Source organism: Pleomorphomonas sp. JP5 (assembly GCF_023721815.1).
Classification (GTDB): domain Bacteria; phylum Pseudomonadota; class Alphaproteobacteria; order Rhizobiales; family Pleomorphomonadaceae; genus Pleomorphomonas.
The window spans coordinates 1,226,503-1,246,853 of record NZ_JAMDLI010000008.1; the positions used below are offsets into that span (position 1 = coordinate 1,226,503).

The 20,351-nt window shown below is 63.6% G+C and carries 19 protein-coding genes; 3 read left to right on the top strand and 16 right to left on the bottom strand.

Going from position 1 to position 20,351, the window contains the following annotated elements; translation table 11 throughout:
* Positions 1 to 4: 4 nt before the first annotated feature.
* Genes M4J40_RS16770 through M4J40_RS16785 form a run of 4 tightly spaced genes read right to left on the bottom strand, consistent with a single transcriptional unit; the run spans position 5 to position 4,654 of the window.
* A complete protein-coding gene (locus M4J40_RS16770) occupies positions 5 to 925 on the bottom strand; it encodes an ABC transporter permease (RefSeq protein WP_251755528.1) in 921 nt (306 codons plus the stop codon).
* Positions 922 to 1,989, bottom strand: a complete 1,068-nt coding sequence (locus M4J40_RS16775; RefSeq protein ID WP_251755529.1) for an ABC transporter permease — start codon at positions 1,987 to 1,989, stop codon at positions 922 to 924. Before M4J40_RS16775 ends, M4J40_RS16770 begins: the two co-directional genes overlap by 4 nt.
* Positions 1,986 to 3,545 (bottom strand): ABC transporter ATP-binding protein, encoded by a 1,560-nt coding sequence (locus tag M4J40_RS16780; protein WP_251755530.1) that lies wholly within the window; start codon positions 3,543 to 3,545, stop codon positions 1,986 to 1,988. Before M4J40_RS16780 ends, M4J40_RS16775 begins: the two co-directional genes overlap by 4 nt.
* Positions 3,542 to 4,654 (bottom strand): BMP family ABC transporter substrate-binding protein, encoded by a 1,113-nt coding sequence (locus tag M4J40_RS16785; protein ID WP_251755531.1) that lies wholly within the window; start codon positions 4,652 to 4,654, stop codon positions 3,542 to 3,544. Before M4J40_RS16785 ends, M4J40_RS16780 begins: the two co-directional genes overlap by 4 nt.
* 181 nt (positions 4,655 to 4,835) lie before the next feature.
* Between M4J40_RS16785 and M4J40_RS16790 the strand changes: the two genes are divergently transcribed.
* A complete protein-coding gene (locus tag M4J40_RS16790; RefSeq protein ID WP_251755532.1) occupies positions 4,836 to 5,858 on the top strand; it encodes a LacI family DNA-binding transcriptional regulator in 1,023 nt (340 codons plus the stop codon).
* A gap of 127 nt (positions 5,859 to 5,985) precedes the next feature.
* On the opposite strand, the gene M4J40_RS16795 is transcribed toward M4J40_RS16790, so the two are convergent.
* The 5 genes from M4J40_RS16795 to deoC all read right to left on the bottom strand — a co-directional run bounded on the left by M4J40_RS16795 (position 5,986) and on the right by deoC (position 10,336).
* Entirely contained in the window at positions 5,986 to 6,888 is a 903-nt protein-coding gene (locus M4J40_RS16795; RefSeq protein WP_251755533.1) for a sugar phosphate isomerase/epimerase, read from the bottom strand.
* Positions 6,889 to 6,961: 73 nt separating this feature from the next.
* Entirely contained in the window at positions 6,962 to 8,065 is a 1,104-nt protein-coding gene (locus tag M4J40_RS16800) for a Gfo/Idh/MocA family protein (protein ID WP_251755534.1), read from the bottom strand.
* Positions 8,066 to 8,132: 67 nt separating this feature from the next.
* On the bottom strand, positions 8,133 to 8,633 hold the full coding sequence (gene rbsD, locus M4J40_RS16805; protein ID WP_251755535.1) for a D-ribose pyranase: 501 nt from the start codon (positions 8,631 to 8,633) through the stop codon (positions 8,133 to 8,135).
* 57 nt (positions 8,634 to 8,690) lie between these two features.
* Positions 8,691 to 9,605 (bottom strand): ribokinase, encoded by a 915-nt coding sequence (locus M4J40_RS16810; RefSeq protein WP_251755536.1) that lies wholly within the window; start codon positions 9,603 to 9,605, stop codon positions 8,691 to 8,693.
* Between the two features lie 29 nt (positions 9,606 to 9,634).
* On the bottom strand, positions 9,635 to 10,336 hold the full coding sequence (gene deoC, locus M4J40_RS16815) for a deoxyribose-phosphate aldolase (RefSeq protein WP_251755537.1): 702 nt from the start codon (positions 10,334 to 10,336) through the stop codon (positions 9,635 to 9,637).
* Positions 10,337 to 10,711: 375 nt separating this feature from the next.
* On the opposite strand from deoC, the gene M4J40_RS16820 reads away from it, so the two are divergent.
* Positions 10,712 to 11,794 (top strand): LacI family DNA-binding transcriptional regulator, encoded by a 1,083-nt coding sequence (locus M4J40_RS16820; protein ID WP_251755538.1) that lies wholly within the window; start codon positions 10,712 to 10,714, stop codon positions 11,792 to 11,794.
* A gap of 59 nt (positions 11,795 to 11,853) precedes the next feature.
* On the opposite strand, the gene M4J40_RS16825 is transcribed toward M4J40_RS16820, so the two are convergent.
* From M4J40_RS16825 to M4J40_RS16845, 5 genes are all read right to left on the bottom strand, one after another.
* Positions 11,854 to 12,753 (bottom strand): dihydrodipicolinate synthase family protein, encoded by a 900-nt coding sequence (locus M4J40_RS16825; protein WP_251755539.1) that lies wholly within the window; start codon positions 12,751 to 12,753, stop codon positions 11,854 to 11,856.
* 85 nt (positions 12,754 to 12,838) lie between these two features.
* Positions 12,839 to 13,990 carry a lactaldehyde reductase gene (gene fucO / locus M4J40_RS16830; protein WP_251755540.1) on the bottom strand — a complete coding sequence of 384 codons (1,152 nt, stop codon included), beginning with the start codon at positions 13,988 to 13,990 and terminating at the stop codon, positions 12,839 to 12,841.
* A gap of 25 nt (positions 13,991 to 14,015) precedes the next feature.
* Positions 14,016 to 14,888, bottom strand: coding sequence for an amidohydrolase (locus M4J40_RS16835; RefSeq protein WP_251755541.1), 873 nt, complete (start codon positions 14,886 to 14,888; stop codon positions 14,016 to 14,018).
* A gap of 132 nt (positions 14,889 to 15,020) precedes the next feature.
* A complete protein-coding gene (locus M4J40_RS16840; protein ID WP_251755542.1) occupies positions 15,021 to 15,971 on the bottom strand; it encodes an aldo/keto reductase in 951 nt (316 codons plus the stop codon).
* Positions 15,972 to 16,006: 35 nt separating this feature from the next.
* A complete protein-coding gene (locus tag M4J40_RS16845) occupies positions 16,007 to 17,152 on the bottom strand; it encodes a mandelate racemase/muconate lactonizing enzyme family protein (protein ID WP_251755543.1) in 1,146 nt (381 codons plus the stop codon).
* 212 nt (positions 17,153 to 17,364) lie between these two features.
* On the opposite strand from M4J40_RS16845, the gene M4J40_RS16850 reads away from it, so the two are divergent.
* Complete coding sequence (locus M4J40_RS16850) at positions 17,365 to 18,141, top strand: FadR/GntR family transcriptional regulator (RefSeq protein ID WP_251755544.1); 777 nt, start codon at positions 17,365 to 17,367, stop codon at positions 18,139 to 18,141.
* 35 nt (positions 18,142 to 18,176) lie between these two features.
* On the opposite strand, the gene M4J40_RS16855 is transcribed toward M4J40_RS16850, so the two are convergent.
* Positions 18,177 to 18,530, bottom strand: a complete 354-nt coding sequence (locus tag M4J40_RS16855; RefSeq protein ID WP_251755545.1) for an L-rhamnose mutarotase — start codon at positions 18,528 to 18,530, stop codon at positions 18,177 to 18,179.
* A gap of 78 nt (positions 18,531 to 18,608) precedes the next feature.
* Entirely contained in the window at positions 18,609 to 19,901 is a 1,293-nt protein-coding gene (locus M4J40_RS16860) for an MFS transporter (protein ID WP_251755546.1), read from the bottom strand.
* Between the last annotated feature and the right edge of the window lie 450 nt (positions 19,902 to 20,351).

The following is a 20,351-nucleotide window of genomic DNA, read 5'->3' on the forward strand; positions in this document are numbered from 1 at the left end:
TGGATTACTTGAGGGCGACGCGCTTGGCGCGACCGCGGGCGGTCCAGATGGTCAGAACGACGATCGGCACCACATAGGGAATCATCTGCATCAGTTCGTTCGGCAGCCCGAGCGTCTGCATGGTGATGGCCAGCGTCTCGGCGATGGCGATGACGATGGTGGCGGCGAGAGTGCCCCAGGCCGTGCCCATGCCCATCACCTCGATGGCGATGGCAATGAAGCCTCGTCCGGCCGTCATGTCCTGGGCAAACCAGGAGACGTAGCCCATCGAGAGATAGGCGCCTGCCATGCCGCCGAGCACGCCCGACAGGATGAGCGCCTTGAGCTGGATGAGCTTCACGGAAATGCCCACCGTGGCAGCCGCCTTCGGATCGACGCCGACGGCGCGAATGCGCAAGCCGAACGCCGTTCTCGCCATCATCAGGCTGACCAGCGGCACAGCCAGCAGGGCGCCGTAGGTGAGCACGTTATGCCCGGACAAGAACGGCCCGATGACAGGGATGTCCCCGACGAAAGGCAGGTCGATGGATGGCATGACACCGCTCTTGAGGGCACCGGACATGCCTTTGTCGCCTGTGGCAAAAAACAGACCGAGCGTCGTCCCCGAGGAGGCCGCGAGATTCATCGCAATGCCGGTGATGATCAGGTTCGCGCCCAGGGTGTTGACGGCAAACGCCATCAGCGCGCCCATCAGTCCCCCGGCGACGACCGCAGCCAGCAAACCGAGCCAGGCGCTGCCGGTCCAGGCACTGACCAGAACGCCGACGAGCGCGCCGGTCAGCATCATGCCCTCCATGCCGAGGTTGAACACCCCGGCGCGATCGGAGATCAGGATGCCGAGCGCAGCGATCAGCAGCGGCGTCATGACGCGAAGCACCGTTGCGAAGGTCGCGGGATCGGCGACGATGTTGAGGAGCCCGGTCATCGCGCAGCCTCCACCCGCCGTATCCGACGGATCAGCCGAAGCACGGCGGGATGCTGAAAAATGGCGGTCGCCGTGACGGCCAGCATGATGGCGGCCGTGATCAGGCCGACCACTTCGCTCGGGATGCCGATATCGCGGGCCAGAAAGTCGCCGCCAACTTGCAGATAGCCGAGGAACAGGGCGGCAGGGACGACATAGAAGGGATTTTCCCGGGCCAGGATGGCGATGATGATACCCGTCCAGCCGAGCCCGGGCAGCTGCGTCCACGAGAAGCGCGGATAGAGCCCCAGAACCTGGATGGCTCCGGCCATGCCAGCAATCATGCCTCCGACGATCTGCGCTTGCATGACGATCCGCCGGGACGACAGACCGAGATGAGAGGCGAACACCGGTCCTTGCCCGACGATCCGAAGGTTGAGACCGGAGCGCGTGAAATAGAGCCACACACCACCGGCGAGACAGGCGACCAACGCCACGATGGCGCCCGAGTTGAGGCGCGTTCCCGCCAGGAGACGATCGAGCTTGGCATCGGCTGGGATGCGATAGGACATCAGCGAGCCGGCGGCCGGATCGCGCAGGTAATAGTTGAGGAAGAAGACGCCAGCGTAAAGGATGGCGAAGTTGAGCACCAGCGAGGTCACCATTTCCGGCGCTTCCCAGCGAAGACGAAGTTCGCCGGGTATGATGCAGGATATGCTGCCGACGACGGCGCCGAAGACAATGGCGACAAGTGGCGTGAACGGGCCGAAAGATGGCAGAAGCAGTGCCGCCGTAGTGGCGGCGAGGCCACCCAGGAAGACGCCGCTCTCGATGCCGAGATTGAACAGGCCGGAGCGAAATACCACCGTGGCGGCAAGGCCGGTGAACGCGATGGGCGTCGCATACTCGGCGACGTTGCCAAGATGCCGGAGACTCGACAGCGGACCGAGCAGAAAGGCTGCGATCACGGTGCCGGGATGGTCGTGCGGCAAGGCGAAGGGAAGCAGGACCGCCAGGATCACCGTCCCAATGACCGCCAGCGTTATCGCGAGGCGGACAAGGTTGGCCAGAAAGGCTCGGTTCATGGCATGCCCTCCAAGCCGAGCATAAAGGGACCGAGCCGCTCCGGCGTCAGGTGCGCCTCGTTGGCGAGCGCGGCGGTGATCTGTCCGCCGAACATCACCACGACCCGATCGGACAATCGCAGGAGTTCATCGAGATCGGCCGTGACGAGCAGGACCGCGGCGCCACGTTCGGCGACGCCCATGATGCGCTTGTGGATGAAGGCGGCGGCGGCGACGTCGATGCCGCGCGTGGGCTGGTCGGCGATCAGGAAGCGCGGCTTGGTTGCCAGCTCGCGCGCGGCGATCAGCTTCTGCACGTTGCCGCCCGACAGGGAGTCGAGCCTCTCTCCGATCGACAGAGCCCGAACCGAATAATCTTCGACCATGCCCGCGACCGCGTCGGAAATGGCGCCGCCGCGAAGAAAGGGACCGCGCTGGAAGCGCCGGTCTCCATCGGTGCCGGCGATGGCGTTCTCGATCAGCGTCAGGGCCGGTACGCCGCCTTGGGTAAAGCGGTCGGAGGGAAGATGCGCCATGCCGCGAGCCCTCCAGCGCGCGGTCGACGCGGCGGCCATGTCCTCGCCATCGAAGCGGATCGAGCCCGCCCCCGGTCGAGCGGCTCCGGTGACCAGCGAGACCAACCCGCGCTGGCCGCTGCCATCGACACCGGCGACGCCGACGATCTCGCCGGGATGAATGACGAGGTCGATGTCTCGCAGCCGGTCGGCAGGATCGCGCGAAGCGAGGCTCACGCCGGACATGACGAGCAGCGGCTCGCCGGTCACCTGGCGCGGCTCTCGACGCGTGATCTCCACCGGGCGCCCCATCACCATCTGCATGATCATGTTGTCGGGCACGTCGGCGAGGCGAGCGGCGCCGGCCACCTGGCCAGCCCGCAGGACCGTCACCGACTCGGCAAGGCTGCGCACCTCGTTGAGCTTGTGCGAAATGAAGAGGATGGTGATGCCATGGTCCCTGAGATCCCGCAGCCTGTTGAACAGCTCGTTGATCTCGGGAGGAGACAAGACGGCGGTCGGCTCATCGAGGATGAGAACGCGGGTGTCGCGCGACAGCGCCTTCAGAATTTCCACCTTTTGCTGGGCGGCAACCGGCAGCCGCCCGGTGATGGCGTCGGGATCGACGGCGAGGCCATATCTTTGCGACAGGGCCTCGACTTTGGCCCGGGCGGCGGCGCGATCGATCAAGACGCCTTTCTTGGGCTCGTGGCCGAGGATGATGTTCTCGGTCACCGACAAGGTCGGGATGAGCGAGAAGTGCTGATGCACCATGCCGATGCCGTGGCGCCCGGCGAAGTCGCGCGTGGCGGTCGATACCGGCTGGCCATCGAGCAAGACCTGACCGGACGTCGGCCCTTCGAGGCCGAACAGGATCTTCATCAGCGTCGACTTGCCGGCGCCGTTCTCGCCGCAAATGGCATGAATGGTCCGCGCAGGGATCGAGAAGGACACGTCGCGGAGCGCTATGGTTCCGTTGGCGTAGGTCTTTGAGATATGGTCGAACGCGACGACGGGCGCAGGCCCGGCGGCTCGCTCCCCATCGTCGCGTCGATCTGTCATGGCTTCACGGAGTTGCGCAGGGCATTGAGGTCATCACTGGACATGCCAAAGGCGCTTGGCACCTCGACCTCGCCACTGGCGATCTTTTCCTTTGCCGTCTTGATGGCGGCAAGGAGCTTCGGCGTCGCAAGCTTCTCGAAGTTGCCGCTTTCCACCAGACCGACGGCGCCTTCCGCCAGACCGAGGTTTTCGACGGACCCGAACTTCAGTTCGCCCGCAACATACTTGTCGTAGGCCTGCAACAGGCTGACATCGACGTTCTTCAGAACCGAGCTGACCACCTGGGAGGCGATGGCCGGATCGCTGGCGGCAAAGATGGCTTCCTGGTCGGAATCGACGCCGAGCACATACCTACCGGTCTCCTTGGCGGCCGACAGCTGCCCCAGGCCGGCCTGGGAAGCGGCGGTGAAGCCGATGCCGACGCCGGCACGATACTGGGCCAGGCCGAGTTCCTTGCCCTTGGCGGCGTCAGTGAACGAGCCGACGTAGGAGACAGCCACCTTGATGTCCGGCGTCACCGACTTGGCGCCGGCGATGTAGCCGACCAGGAAATCGTTGATGACCGGGATGTCCATGCCACCAAGGAAGCCCAGCGAAGAACCGATATCTCCCTTGAGCTTGCCGGACTTCAACAGCTCGGCATTGTAGACACCGCCGAGATACGAACCCTCGTTCTGCTTGTAGGAAATCGAGTAGACGTTCTCGTAGCCGCCGTCCTCGTAGGGAACCGAGGCATCGAACAGAATGTACTTCTTGTCCGGATACTGCGTGGCAACCTCGGCCAGCGTTTCCGAGATCGAATAGGTTCCGAGGATGATCAGGTTCCAATCCTGCTCGGAGGCGTCGAGCAGCGCCGGCTCCCACTTGGTTGCGTCGTCACCGATTTCGAGAACTCGGGTTTCGACCTTGTCGGCATACTTCGCCTTGATCAGCTCGATGCCATGGTTGGCGGAGTCAAAGAATGACTTGTCGCCGAGCGCCCCATTGATGATGAGTAGAATCTTGTCGGCAGCCGAAGCCTCGGCGACGGTGACGACGCTCAGAAAGCCGGCGGCGGCGAGAGCCAGACCGGCGCGCAAGGCGGAGCGCCTCGTCTCGAAACGGATCATGATTTCCCCTTCTTATTGACGACACGCGCATTCCCTCACGCTGACGAGCCGTCGTGCCGTTGCCGGGTCGCCAGAGCAGCGCCTAATTTAAACGTGTAAACGAAGATTTCTTGATCTCCGCAGCCTTGTCAAGGCTGGATTTACACGATTAAACCGAAATGGTTAGCTTCTGAGTGACGTAATGGCGGCGGGAAAGTCCGGCGAGAGAACTCCAACGATCAAGGACGTGGCGAAGGCGGCAGGCGTGTCGCAAGCGACGGTCTCCTACGTTCTCAACAACCTCAACAAGGTGACGCCGGAAGTCGATGCGCATGTACGCCGGGTGGCTCGCGAGCTCGGCTACAGCCGCAATCGAGTGGCGCGCGCCTTGAAGACCGGACGCAACAACGTCATCGGCTGCATCATGCCCTCGCTGCTCAGCCCGGTGTTTCCGGAAATCGCCCAGGCGGTTCAGCAGCGCGCCGAGGAGCACGGCTTTGCCACCTTCGTCATCGACTCCGGGCTGCAGACCGCCACCCGGGAAGCCGAGGCGATCCGCATGCTGGCCGACCACGGCGTCGATGGCGCCATTGCCGTTCTTGCTTCGCCACGAGCCGTTTCGGACCGCCGGGCCCTGCCCCTGGTCGTCATCGACCAGCCGATGGACGGGATGGATTCGGTCTATGCCGACCATCGTGGCGGCGGGCGATTGCTGGCCGACTATGCGATCGGCCTCGGCCACCGCCGCGTCGGACTGCTCTCCGGGTTGCAAAACCTCTACAGCAGCCGCGAGCGGCGAGAGGGATTCATCGAAGCGGCACGGGGCAGCCTCGACATCGTCTGGGACATCGAGGTCCCGCTGGTTCCCAGCCTTCCGTCGGAAGCCTTCGACGCCCTGGGCCGGCGCGACGCGTCGCTGGTCGTCTGCGTCAACGACCTGATCGCCATGACCGCACTCAGCGCCCTGCGGCAAATGCGCATCCGCGTGCCGGAAGACATGTCGGTCATGGGGTTCGACGACATGCAGTGGTCGGGTTGGCCGCTTCTCAACCTGACGACCGTACGGCAGCCGCTCGGCCAATTGGGCCGAGACGCCGTCGATCTCCTGGTTCGCCGTCTTGACGCACCGGACGCGGAGATCTCCAACATCACCCTGCCGGTTTCCCTCGTCGAGCGCGGCTCGACCCAACCGCAGGTGAAAGATCAGGAACCTCGCCCCACCTGAGATCGAGGAATGCGCCGGCCGGCACTGTCCGACCGGCAAATCGCGACGATCCAGCCCTCTCATGCGCCTCAAACGGGGGGATTCTGGGCCGACCGGCTGCTGGCTCAGCCGGTCGGCATGCGCCTGATCAGGCGCCGATCTTGCGCAACACCCCGTCGACGAAGCGCTTGGCGCGGGGCACGTCGGCTTCATCGAGGTGCTCGATGATCAGGGGCATGTTGGGATGCAGGACGGCGAGACGCTTCAGGTAGAGCTCGTAGTTGAGCGAGCCGAGGCCGGGAGCCGGCAATTCGACCGCGCCGGCGCCCCGGAACGTGTGGGCTTCGGACGCGTCGATGTGGGCGTGCTTCTCGGCGGCATTTTCGGCGCGCTTGCAGTCCTTGGCATGGGCAATGCGGATCTTCGGACCGAGCGCATCGAAGATCTCGTTCAGCGTCTCGTCGATGTGGCCGATATGGGCATCGTCGAAGTAGTTCGTCGGATCCATCAGCAGGCCGAGACCGGGATGCGGCACATCGGCGAACAGTCGCTGCAACTCGCGCACCGAGCCGATGACGTTGTTGACGTAGTTCTCGACCAGGAACACCGCGCCGTGGTCATAGGCTTCCTGGGCGAGCTCCTCGATTACCTTGACGCAGGTCTCGTAGCCTTTCTCGGTCTTGTTTTTCGGGTCATGCACCCAGTCGCTCTCCGTGTTGTAGGTGCCGGTTTCGGAGATGACGTAAGGCGTGCCGAGGTCGCGGGCGTGACGGATGATCTCCTTCAGAGCTTCCACCCGGCGGCGGCGCTCGGCAAGGTCGGGATGAATGATGTTGGTGTAGCCGGAGATGCAGCTGATCGGCAGGTTGGCGTCGCGGAAGGCGTCGCGCACCTTGTGGCACTTGTCCTTCGTCACTGTGCCGGGCGTGAAGTCGATGTCCTTGAAGGCCAGATCGAGCTGAACGGTACTAAAGCCGTGCCCCTTCAGCTTGGAAATGGTTTCGGCGAGAGCATAGGGGAAATAGCCGGTAAAAATGCCAACGGGGATCATGTTGTTTCCTCCCTTTTTGCAAGGTGTTGATGGTGCCGTCCGGATCCTCCTCCGGACGGTCCGCCGTCGTTGATCAAAGATCGAACTCGTCGAAGCGCACGGTCCGTTCCTCGGCAATCGACCGATAACAGGCCTCGACGCAGGCGAGCGTCTTGAGGTTGTCTCGACCCGACAGTTCCGGTTCGGTGCCGTCCTCGATGGCGCACATCAGCTGGGCCATGGGGCCGGCAAAGGCATCCGGGAACCACACGGCATCCCAGCTCGGCGCGATCCAGGCCTTGGGCGTGCGCTTTGTCGTGAAGGCGAAGGTCGAGGGGGTACGAGCCGGGTACTTGGGCCAGCCGATGCTGCCCTTCGCCAGTCCCTCGGTCCCCTCGACGCGCCAGCGGATGTAGATGTCGTCGTCGCTCTCGCCCTTGGGGCCGGTCCAGACGTCATCCAGGCTGGTCGCCATCACGCCGTTCGCATACTGGAACGTGTACTGGGTGATGCCGTCGATATGCTCGAACTGCGTCCTGGGATCGCGGCGGGCAAGGCAGGTGATCTTCTCGGGATCCCCGAACAGGAAGCGGAAGGCATCGATGTGGTGGATGCCCATGTTGATGAGCTCGACCCGGCTATACTTGTGCAGGAAATCCTGCCAATGGGGGATTGCCCGCATTTCGATGGTGGCCAACACCGGCTCACCGAGCCAGCCGCGATCCAGCACCGACTTCAGCGCCCGCATCGACTGGTCGTAACGCATGTTGGAGTTGACCGAGAGGGCGATGCCGGCGTCGGCGGCGATCTTGACGGCCTCGCGGGCATCGTCGAGCGACATGGCGAGCGGCTTCTGCGCCTGGATGCCCCGGATATGCGAGGCCTGCCGCGCCGCCGCACGAATGACGTCCACCTGCAGGTCCGGCGGAATGGCAATGTCGAGGATCTCGACCCGAGGGTCGGCGACAAGATCCTGCCAGCTATCGTAGACGACGCCTATGCCGTGGCGAGAAGCCGCAGCCTCGGCGTGCGCACGGTTGCGGGACGCAATGGCGTAGGGATTGAAGCCGACCTGCCCGTAAGCTTCCAGATGGCAGTCGTTCATGATGAAGCCAGAACCGATGCAGCCGATACGCATCGAACGGTCGCGCGGCATCTTCGGCGTGATCCCGAAGTCGAGATCGATATCCAGGGGCATGCAGGTCTCCTCCCTTTTGGTGTCGGAGCCGGCCTCCACCGGCTCCGCTTATCGTTCCTGGTGCGGTTCAGCCGAGAGCCGGCACCTCCTTGGCGGTCATGCGGGCGCGGCGCTCCACATAGGCCGGCAGCGGTTTCACTCCCGAGTTCGCAGTGAACCAGGCAAAGGGATCGGTGCTGGCGACAAGCGCGAAGTTGGCCCAGGGCTCGAAGGAGCCCGAGCGGATGACGACCTTGGCGCGGTGGGCAAAGTCGCCGCACAACGTCTCGTGGGTCGTTCCCTTGAAGGCCGCGCCGGAACCGGTGAAGATCTTCTGGACATCGGCATAGAGCGAGGGATGACAATCGCGGACTTCAGTGGCGAAGTGGACCTCTTCGAAAAAGGCCTCGCCGACGATGACCCGCAGAATGTCGCGAACATCCGGGATTCCCTCCCAGAAGCCGAGATCGATGCGATTGGCGTCCTGCGGAATCGGGAAGCCAGCGTCGGTGACCATCACGATGTCGGTGTGCCCGAGCGTGGCGATCGCCTCGGCCAAGGCCGGATGGATGATACGTCCTGGTCTCATTTGTCTTTCTCCCGACAGAGCGCCTCGCGGCGCCCCGCCTCCAGTTATCGGTCGCGTTCACTGGGCGGCCAGGAACGCGTCCACTTCGTTGCGATTGTGATAGGAGGGAACGGTCTCCCAGCGTGTGCAGCAAAGACCGGCGACGGCGTTGGCAAAGCGCGCCGCGTCCGGCAGGGACTTGCCCTCCGACAGCGCCACGGCGAGACCGGCGTTGAAGCTGTCCCCGGCGCCGTTGCTGTCGACGACGTCGACCGGGCACGGGGCAATGGCGGTCGAGCCTTCATGGGTAAAAACCCGGGCGCCTGCGTCGCCAAGGGTCATCACCACGGCGCGGCAGCCCCGATCCAGCAGGATGGCGGCAATGTCCGACAGCGGCACATCCGCTTCCGGCGGCAGGCCGGCGACGATGCGCGCTTCGGTCTCGTTCGGCGTGACGATATCGACGGACGAAAGATCGGCGTTGCGCAGGTCGCGGGCGGGCGCCGGGTTGAGGATGGTGGTCGCTCCCGCCGCCTTGGCCTTGGTGAGGCCGTAGAGAGCCGTTTCCAAGGGGATTTCGAGCTGTGCCAGCGCCACCTTGGCGCCCTTGAGGATCGGCTCCGACGCATCGACGTCCGCCTTGCCGAACAGGCCGTTGGCGCCCATGTCGACAACGATGGCGTTGTGGCCGCGCGTGTCCTTGATGATGATGCCGACGCCGGTTGGCTTGCCGGGGTCGACCCGCAGACCGGTGACGTCGATCTTCTCGGACCGCATCAGCTCGGCGAACTCGCGCCCGTGGGTGTCGTCACCGACGACCCCCACATAGGCGACCGAAGCGCCGAGGCGGGCAGCCTGGACAGCCATGTCCGACCCCTTGCCGCCATAGGTTTCACGATAGTCGCTGCCGAGAAGCGTCTCACCCTCTCCGGGAATACGATCGGCGGTGATGACCAACGCCTTGGCATAACTGCCGATGACGACAACAGACATGGCTGTCCTCCCTTGCCTCTTATGCCAGCTCAGTAGTTCGCCAGGTCGCCGACGCGGCTTTCGACGATTTCCGGACCGGAACTGGTGCCGACCAGCTCGGCGCCGGCTTCGAACATGGCCTTCATCTTCTCGATGGTGTTGACCTTGCCGGACACCTTGACGCGGCACGGCGCCTTGATGTTGGCCTTGAGGATACGCACGTCCTCCTCGGTGGCCGCGCAACCGCCCTTGCCCCAACCGCTCGACTGCTTCACCCAGTCGATCCCGGCCTCGCAGGCGTAGCGGGCCGCCTTGATCTTCAGCTCTTCGGTGGTGATGTAGCCGAACTCCAGCATGGCCTTGACCTTCATGCCGCCCTCATGGGCAGCTTCGGTGACGGCCTTCAGCTCCTCGAAATACTCCTTCTCCATTCCACCGAGCAGGAAGCCGGGGTTGGGCGGGAAATCGAACTCGTCGGCGCCTTCCTTGGCCAGCTCGCGAACGACGGCGACCTTCATGGCGGTGGTGTCGTTGGCGATCGGAAAGTTGCAGGTGGTGGCAACGCGCACGCCGGTGCCCTTCAGCACGTCCTTAGCAAGCTTCACCCAGCAGGGTCCGATCATCGCGGCGTCAAAACCATACTTCTGGCAGATCTCCAGATGCTTCAGCAGGCCTTCGCGGGTGAGGTCGGGGTTGACGTTGGTGAACTGAATTGCCTTCGCGACCTGCTTGGGATCGTTGAAGTCGATCATCTGACTCTCCTTGCGCAGCCCTCAATGAGGAGCGCCAAGCGCAACCCCGGGACTGAGTGATGCATTTTGAAACTAAAATTTCAGAAAGGACCAAAATCCTTCTGCAAGTGACGTCTATATTCGACGCTAAATGGTGTCAATTATGGAATCATGGGTGTTGCGAAATGGTGTTTTTTGATGCTATGTCACGGTCCATCGGCTTGAGCAGCAACGCGTTGTCAAAACTGCCGAATTGGAAGCCATCGGTGAAAGCCACTAAGCCTAAAGGCTGAGGTAGTCACCGTCGGAACTCGCCGCCCGCAAGCAAGGCGAAGGCGTTGGACATCATTTAGGTTCGCTCGGGGCATGCCTCGCGGGAAACCTTCGGGGGTGGAATTGGACAACAGACGAGCCACGCTGACCGACATCGCCGCCAAGGCCAAGGTCTCGAAGACGACGGTCGACCGCGTGCTGAATGGCCGGGATGGCGTTAAGGAGCGGACGCGAGCGCAGGTTCTGTCAACGGCAGTTGCTCTTGGCTATCTCTCGGAAGAGGAAGCCGGCCTGCAGAAGCCGGCCATCGCGATCGAAGCCAACACCGATGTGCCCCCTGCGGTATCGGCCCATCCAGCGGCGCTCGATTTCGTGCTGCCCGGGGGGGCCAACACCTTCATGACCATGCTGGCGACGGGCATCGTCCGCGCCGCCCAGAAGGAGGGCGTCGAGGCCCGCGTCCGCTCCATCAAGGGATTCGACTCCGAGGCGCTCGCCCAGGTCCTCTCCGGCCTGGTCGGCAAGTCGGAAGGCATCGGGGTCATCGGCATCGACCATCCCACGGTGCGGGAGGCCATTCGCAGCGTGGTGCGTTCGGGCGTCCCGGTCCTCACGCTGGTCTCCGACATCTCCAACGTGGCGACGGCCGGCTATGTGGGAATCGACAACCGGACCGCGGGGCGGCTTGCCGGCCATCTGCTCGGCCGGTTCGTCGGCAAGCGGTCGGGGTCGGTAGCGCTGTTCGCCGGCGCTTTGGCCTACAGAGGACATGAAGAGCGCGAGATGGGATTCCGCCATATCTTGCAGGAACGCTTTCCCAATCTTTCCATCGCCGTGCATCGCGAAATTCAGGACGACCCATCCCGCGCCTACGACGAGGCCAAAGCGGTCCTGGCGGACCTGCCCGACCTCGTAGGACTCTACAACATCGGCGCCGGCAATCGGGGTATCGGACAAGCGCTCGGGGAGTCGGGCCGGGCCGGCGAGATCGTCTTCGTCGGGCACGACCTGTCCGAGCACACGAGACGCCTGTTGCTCTCCGGGGTGATGGACGTGGCGATCGATCAGAATCCGGAGTCTCTCGCCCGGCTGTCGGTTCAGCGGCTGATTGCCGCCGTACGAGGGGACGCGCTGCCGACCTTGTCGCCCCTGCCGGTTTTGCCGGTGTTCAGCGAGAACATTCCCGCCGACTTCGAGGACCTCTAAAACAAAAAGCGGACAGCGACAGCCGAGCGACCAGCCGGCGTCGCCATCCGCTCATCCTCTCAGAGAAGACCTGCTCTCCGGAGCGCAGCTTCAACCACCGGCTTGTTCGCCGGGTCGATGGGGGCGGCCGGTGGCAGGACCGCCCCGGAAATATCCTGGCCAGTGAGGCGCATGGCCTCCTTCACCACCGCGTAGAACGGATTTTCGATGGCGTAGAGGTTGGGGATGTGCACGAGCCGCTGCTGCAACGCCACAGCCGTGGCGTGGTCGCCCTTCCGATAGGCCTCGTAGATGCCAACCGTCAGCTCCGGGGCGAAGTTGGCCGAAGCCGGAACCACACCGTCGCCACCCATGATCAACGTGCCGTAGAGATACTCGTCGTAACCGGCGAACACCAGGAAGTCGGGGCGGGCTTCCTTGATAACATGGATCGACCTGCGGATATGGCTCAGGGTGTCGACCGTGTCCTTGAGGCCGGCGATAACCGGGCAATCGACGGCCAGGCGCTTCAGAAGGTCGGGCGACAGGTCCTGCTTGGTGACGCCGGGGAAGTTGTAGATCATCAAGGGCAGCTCGACCGCTTCCGCCGTGTCGCGGAAATAGCGGTAGATGTTCGCCTCGGACAAGGCCGCGTAATAGGGATTGATCGCCACCACGCCATCGGCGCCGTGGGCCTTGGCATGGAGACCGAAGCGGATGGTCTCCCTGGTGCTGGGCCACGAGATGCCGATCAGCGTCGGCAGGCGACCGGCGACCTTGTCGAGACAGAACTCGGCGATCTCGAGACGCATCTCGGCTGACATGTGGGCCGTTTCGCCGGCACTGCCGAGAAAGAACAGGCCATGCACGCCGCTGTCGACGAGACGGTCGATCAAGCGACCCTGACCTTCGCGATCGAACTTGCCTTCATCGGTGAACAAGGTGACGACCGGGGGGATTACGCCGTGAAAGAGTGACAACAGACCATCTCCTCTCTGGTTCATGGTCGAGGGCGCGGCCAGTCGGTGACCGCGCCCTTCGGAAAAAACAAGGAATTAACCTCTCTCAGAGGATCGACCTGTAGAGCGCCTCGATCTCCGCCACGTTGGTATCGCGCGGATTGCCGCCGGTGCAGACATCGGCGAAGGCCGCCGGGGCAAGCGCCGGAATGTCCTCGGCCTTGACGCCCACTTCCGAGAGCTTGGCGGGAATGCCGACATCCTTCGAAAGCGTCTCCACCGCCGCGACCGCTGCCTTGCGCGCCTCGGCGATCGGCATGGCCTCCGTGCCCTTGACGCCGAGGGCGGCGGCGATCGCACGGTACTTCTCACCCGTGTAGTCGGCGTTGTAGGCCATCAGCGTCGGCAGCAGCACCGCGTTGGCGACGCCATGCGGCGTGTTGTAGAAGGCGCCGAGCGGGTGGGCCATGCCATGCACCAGACCGAGACCGACGTTGGAGAAGCCCATGCCGGCCACATACTGGCCGAGCGCCATGTCCTCGACGCCCTTGGCGTCGCCCGCACAGGAGGCGCGCAGCGACCGACCGATGATCTCGATCGCCTTGATGTGCAGCGCGTCGGACAGTTCCCAGGCGCCCTTGGTGATATAGCCCTCGATGGCATGGGTCAGCGCGTCCATGCCGGTTGCGGCCTTGAGCGGCGTCGGCATGGTGGCCATCAGCTCGCTGTCGATGATGGCCACCACGGGAATGTCATGCGGGTCGACGCAGACAAACTTGCGGCGCTTCTCCTCGTCGGTGATGACGTAGTTGATGGTCACCTCGGCGGCGGTGCCGGCGGTGGTGGCCAGCGCGATGATCGGCACCGACGGCTTCTTGGTGGGGGCGACGCCTTCAAGGCTGCGCACGTCGGAGAACTCTGGATTGTTGGTGATGATGCCGATCGCCTTGGCGGTATCCTGAGGCGAGCCGCCGCCAATGGCGACAAGATAGTCGGCCTTGGCCTCGGCGAAAGCGGCGACGCCTTCCTTGACGATGCCGATCGTCGGGTTGGGCATCACCTTGTCGAACAGTTCGTAGGCAAGGCCGGCCGCGTCCATCAGGCCGGTCACCTTGGCCACCGTGCCGGCCTTCACCAGCACCGCGTCGGTGACCACCAGCGCCTTCTTGTAGCCGCGACGCTGCACCTCGCCGATCAGTTCGGCGCGGGCGCCGGCGCCGAAATAGGATGTCTCGTTGAGAATCATGCGATGGGACATTGGATTCTTCCTTGTTGCGGGCGGATCAGCCGGCGATCCGGTAGACGCGGGCCGCGTTGAGCGCGAAAACCTTCATGAGGGCAGCTTCCCCGCGCGGAGCGACGGCGCCATGAACGGCGTCGAGCCATGGACGGAGAGGCGTGCCGAGGTTGCAAACGGGGTAGTTCGACGCCCAGATCAGCCGATCCTCGCCAAAAACGTCGAAGAGGTAGTCCACGCCGCTCTGGACCGTCTCCCTGTTCGGACCGAGGTCCAGGCCCGAAAGTTTGCACACAACGTTGGGGCAGCCGCCCAACCGGGAGAGGCCGGCGCACCAGGCTGCCAGCTTGGAACTCTCCGGTCCTTCGCCGAGAAAGGTGGGGCCGGGATTGCCACAGTGATCGAGTATGATGCGCGTCTCGGGGGCGGCCTCGGCAAGAGACGCGAGATCGCCAAGTTCGTCTTGGCGCATGCAGGCGTCAAACGCGAGATCCAGTTCTCCGAGACGCTTGATATTGGACGCGAACTCCGGCTTGAGGCAGGTACCCGCCGGGCTGGCTGGCGTGTGGAGCACGTGCCGGATGCCCTTGAGGCCCGGGTCGCCAAGCCAGGGCGCCAGTTCACGGCGCACATCCGCGCCCAGAATGTCGGCTGCGATGACAGCGCCGGCCAATGGGCTGTCGCCCTTCCTTATGCGATCGAGGATCTGACGGTTCTCGCGCGGCCTGTCTTCCGGCGCCGCGTCGATCTCCACGTAAATGGCGCGATCAAGCTGCCAACCGTCACCCGAGAACCCAGTGGAAGCGTGCCAGTCATCCAGGGTGAAGGTGCGTAGAAGCGAGGGAGCCTCGGGAAGCCAGGGCGGCACGAAGTCGGCCGTATCCCAGAGGTGCAGGTGGGCATCGATGATAGGAAGCATGGAAATCCCTCCGGGACGATCTCAGCCGGAGGCGTGCTGTCCTGACCGAGGGCAGACCGTCGCTTCGGGCATGTTGGCGGTCATCCGCCAATCGCCGACCGGATGGACGGCGAGGCGGATGCTCCATGGCGGTCAGCCGCCGGCCTTGCCGCCGTTTCCGGGCAGAACGTCCCAACCGGCATCCATCACGGGAGCCAGGATTGCCTCCACCTGCCCGAGCAGATCGGCATCGGGTGCGCTATCGGCCCAGCGGGCGTTTTCCCTGACATTGCGGGCGTTTGCCGTACCGACCACGGTGGTGGCGATACCGTGCCTATCACCCGTCGTCAGCGCGAAGCGCATCGCCAGCTCGGAGATGTCCGTGCCCGCGAGCGTACAAAGGCGCGCCGCCGCCGCCACCAGCTCGAAAACGCGCTCGTTGCCCGGATGCCAGGATGGCGCGCCACGCGTCGTCAGCAACCCCATTCCGAGCGGACTGGCATTGAGCACACCGATTCCAGCAGCGGCGAGACGCTCGGCCACCGGCGCCAGCCGGCGGTCCTGCAAGGTGTAGGTGCAATAGGCCATAACCGTATCGACCTTCTCATCGAGAGCGACTTTCTCGATGATATCAAGACGATAGCCCGTTATGCCGACGAAGCGGACAACACCCTCTTCCTTGAGCTTGCGTAGCGTCGGAAGTGCCTCGTTCCTGAGCTGGTCGAGATTGCCATATTCGATGTCGTGGCACTGGATGACGTCGATATGATCGGTTCCCAGGCGCCCGAGACTGGCCTCGATGGAGCGCTTCGTCGCATCGGCGGAGAAATCCCAGTCCTGATCGCCATACCGGCCGATCTTGGTGGCGAGCGTGTAGCTCTTGCGATCGAAGCCCTTCAACGCCTTGCCGAGGGCCGTTTCGGCCGTCGTCAGGCCATAGTAGGGCGCAACGTCGAAATAGTTCAGCTCGCATTCCAGAGCCGCCGCCACCGTGGCGTCCGCTTCGTCCTGCGATACGGGATGATAGATGCTGCCGAGCGATGCGGCTCCCATCGCCAAGGCCGGAACGCGAATCCCGGTTCTCCCCAGATCATGGCGCTTCATTTTGTTCTCTCTCCTCGATGTGATTTCGTTTGGACCTATTCCTCGCCGTCGGGAACCAGCCGCAACCCGGCACGCTCTGGCCTGACGTGCGGCCCCTGCGGGACCGTCCATGCTCCGCTGCACTGGCGAGCCCCGATTGCCGCCTCGTCGATGCCGATGCCGAGCCCCGGCTCGTCGCCGAGCCGAATGCCGCCGTTCTCGATCTCCTGGTCGAGCCTGACGCCGAAGGGTGGCTCCAGATTCTGGATTTCGTGGGCGATGTGGTTGGAAACCGAGGCGGCGGCGTGCGACACGGGGTTGCCGTTGTACCCGACCGGGCTGATCGGCAGATCGAAGGCGCGGGCGAGATTGGCGACGCGCAGAAAATGGGTGAGCCCCCAGCAACTGCCGGTCTGGAGAATGTCGATGGCCGCGGCCGCGACGAAGGGGCGGAACTGCTCCAGGCCCGTCAGGTTCTCACCGGAGGCGACGGAGGCACGAATGCCTTCGGTGACTGCGCGATGGCCATCCACATCCCACCGGCGGACAGGCTCCTCGATCCAGGTGAGATCGACGTGTTTCTCGATGGCCGAGACGTGGCGAATGGCCTGCTTTCGGGACCAGGCTTCGTTGGCGTCGAACATCAAGGCAGGCTTGCGGCTGTTGACCGACAGTACGTCCCGGATGGCGAGCAGGCGGCGGATATCGGCATCGACATCACGCCCGCCTTTCAGCTTGGCGGCCGAGAATCCCCGTTCCGCCCAGTCCTTGTAGAGCGCCAGGAGGGCGTCGTCGTCCAAGCCGCCGTCGAGCGCCGAGGCGTAGCCCGGAACGAAACGATCGGCGGCGCCGAGCAAACGCCAGACCGGTTCGCCGACGAGCTTGCCCTTGATGTCCCACAGCGCCATGTCGGCAACGCCGATGGCACCGAAGACGCTGCCGCAATGGCCGCTCTTGAACACATGCGCCTGCATGCTGTCGTAAAGGGAAGTTACGGCACGAGGGTCATTTCCCTCCAGCGCCTGGAAGATGCGATCGATATCCGCATGACCGCCAAGGCCGACCCCCTCAACACCGACATCCGTCTCCAGTATGAGGACGGGAACCTCGGTGACACCCGACGCGATCACCCCGTTGACATCACCAATCGGGCGGTTCCATTCGCAAACGGTCGTAAGGCTGCGGTAGCCGGTGATCTTCATGAGTTTTCCTTTCGCGTGCAGCGACAAGATGATAGGAGACTCTCGCCCGCAGCAGTCGTGATACATAATATGTATTATGATTCTGCGAGGCAACCCTTGTGGGGTACGTCGGACCGCGTAGATGTGGTCAGCGGCGCTTCTTGGCGACGATCGGCTCGCAAGAATCGTCCTGTTGTTGACGATTCAAGTGACGTGATATGAGGATGGTCTCAATGGCTGACGGCGGACGAGGGGCAGAGGTGATCGACAGGCAGGAGACGACGGCTGATCCGGCCGCACCCGATCAGACCGCGTTCGCGCGACGGCCGCGCTTGGCCAATGCAGTCGTCGACCACCTGACGCATGCGATTGTCACCGAGATCTACCCGGCAGGCACACCGCTGCCGACGGAAAGCGCCCTCTGCGACATCTACAAGGTCAGTCGGACGGTCATTCGGGAGGTGTCGACGACGCTCGCCGAGAAAGGGCTCGTCAACAGCCAGCAAGGCCGCGGCACCATCGTCCTCGATCAGCTTCACTGGAACATGCTGGATCCCACGGTGCTTTCGGCACTGTTCCAGCGGCGCGATGGCGTGGAGTTCCTCGACAACATGATCGAAATCCGCACGTTGCTCGAGTGTGCGATGGCCGCCAAAGCAGCTGACAGGATCAATGACGTCGAGATCAGCGAGCTCGGACGTCTTCTCGGGCGGCTTGAGGGGATGATGGATGATCCGGTGGCCTATGCCGCTGGCGACATCGAGTTCCACAACTTCATCATGTCAGTGTCGAGCGACCGGCTTGGCAGAGCCATCGTCACCGGGCTTCAAGGGCAAGCTCTGGCGACCCGGGGCTACAGCGGGCACCCGACAATTACAGACATTGCCGAAACGCATCGGGCCCACGTCGCCATTGTCTCTGCCATAGCGCGTCACGATGCGACCGCGGCGTCGACCGAGATGGGCGCCCACATAGCGAGCGCCTGGAAACATCGTCGCCAGGCGCCCTGAACCATTTGCTGGGCACCCCCAGGCCCGCCATGCCGTCACGGCTGTTCGGTCAGCGAGTAGATGCGCTCCGTCTCGAGCCAGGTCGACCCCTCCGGCCCGAAGGGCAATGTCTTCTGGAACGTGCGCATCAGCGCATCCCAGGCCGTGACGTCCTCGTTCGCAGCGTCGCGCTTCGCCTTGGCCAAGGAATCGAAGTTGTCGCCCTGCTCCATGATCATGAACATGCGGTTGCCGATCAGGTAGATCTCCAGCTCGCGAATGTCATCGGCGCGGATCGCCGCCGTGACGGCCGCCGGCGGTCCGCCGGCCCGATGCCAATGGCGATAGCGGGCGATGAGTTCGGGATCATCGTGCAGGTCGACGGCGAAGCATTTGCGTGTGGTGGTCATGAGTTCCTCAGCTAGATAGCAAGCGCCCGCCCCGACGGACTCGACAGGGCGGGCGGATTATCCTTTCTTCACATAGTGTTACTTCACCGACCGGATCGGCAGGACGAAGAAGGAGCCGAGGCCGACGAAGATGACGGCGGCGATGAACAGCACCTTGTAGTCATGACCGAACATGCCGAGCAGTACGGCGGCCATCGGCGGGCTGATGATCTGCGGGATGTTGATGGCGGTGGTCAGCACGCCCAGATCCTTGCCCGCCTCGCCCTGCTCGGTCTTCGGCAGCACCTGCGTCATCAGGGCCAGGTCGATGGACATGAAGGCGCCATAGCCGATACCGATCAGCGCGGCATAGACGTACATGCCGTTCATGTTGGGCATCCACAGCGGCATCAGCATGGCGAGCGCCATGATCAGGCTGGCGAAGAAAACGAACGGTTTGCGGCGATTGCACTTGTCGGAGAGATAGCCGCCCAGCAGCGAGGAGACGACCACGAAGACAAACGTGACGGACGACAGGTTGCCGATGCTGATGTTGGCTTCCTCGTTGGACAGCTTGATGTAGTCCTGGAGGATGTACAGCAGATAGGTGGCAATGGCCTGATAGCCCATGTAGATCGCAAAGCGCCCCGCAAAGGCCCATGCGAAGTCATGCGACTTCAGCGGCCGCCAGAAGCCGTTGAGGAAAGAGACGAAATCGAACTTCTCGGACTTCATCTCGACCGACGGCGCTTCCCGGTTGATCAGTACGAATGCGAGACAGGTCACGGCGATGGCAATGGCGAAAAGGCCATAGGCGGCGACGATGTCGCCGGCCATGCGCCCGGCGACCACGGCGCCGGCCGCCACGCCGGCCGTCATGCCGGCGCCGACGAAGCCGCCTGCGAGACCACGGTTACTTTCCGAAAACCGATCGGCCACCACCGTCGTCAACGCTGGTTGCATGGAGTTGAGGGCCACGGCCGCCATCACCCAGATGACGGTGATCGATACCAGGCTGGTCATCAGGGAGACGCCGAACAGCGCCGCCGCGCCGACCAGAGCTCCGATGGCGATCCACGGCGAACGGCGGCCCCAGCGGCTGCGCGTCCGATCGGACAGAGCACCGGCGATCGGCGTCGTCAGTGTCGAAAAAATCGAGGTGATGGCGAAGACGATCGCGAGGTTGTTCGCCTTGTTTTCCGGGTCGAGCGCGGCGATCTGGTTCGGAAGCAGCACGCCGAGAACGCCGACGTAAAGCGCCAGCAAGACGAAATTGTTGATCAGAAGCGAGATCAACAGGGTCCACTTTTGTGATCCCGCCACGTAGGGCGTGCCACTGGCCGGGTCGTAGTTCGCCTCGACCAGCCGGCTGGCTGGGCTGATGTCCGACATAAAGGGGTCCTCCACTTTGTAATATATAATATGTATTACAAGTATGGTGATGACGCGCAAGGGCCTTTCAATGCGACCAAATACGTAGCGCCGACTGGAGCGGAAGCCCTCTCACGCAAGGCCGCGACTCGGGAGCACGGGGCTCGCCCCCTCCCCGACCATCCACGGCGCGTCACTTGGGCGAGGGGTCATCCCCCTACGATGTCGACCGATTACCCGCCCTCACCTTTGCATTAGCATTTGGGCTAATGCCCACGTCAAAGGGAGCAGGAACGCCGGCTTGGCAGGACAAGATCTTTGCTGCCTCGCTCAGTCCGGAATTTGCCAAGGCTTTCCGGGGATTGTCGCGTCCGTCGCTTCCGAAGGCCATGGCCGGCTCCGTCGGGTTTCGCATAAGGACCGCGCATGACGCCACCTCCTATGGCCGGCAAATGAAACTCCTTCAAGCCA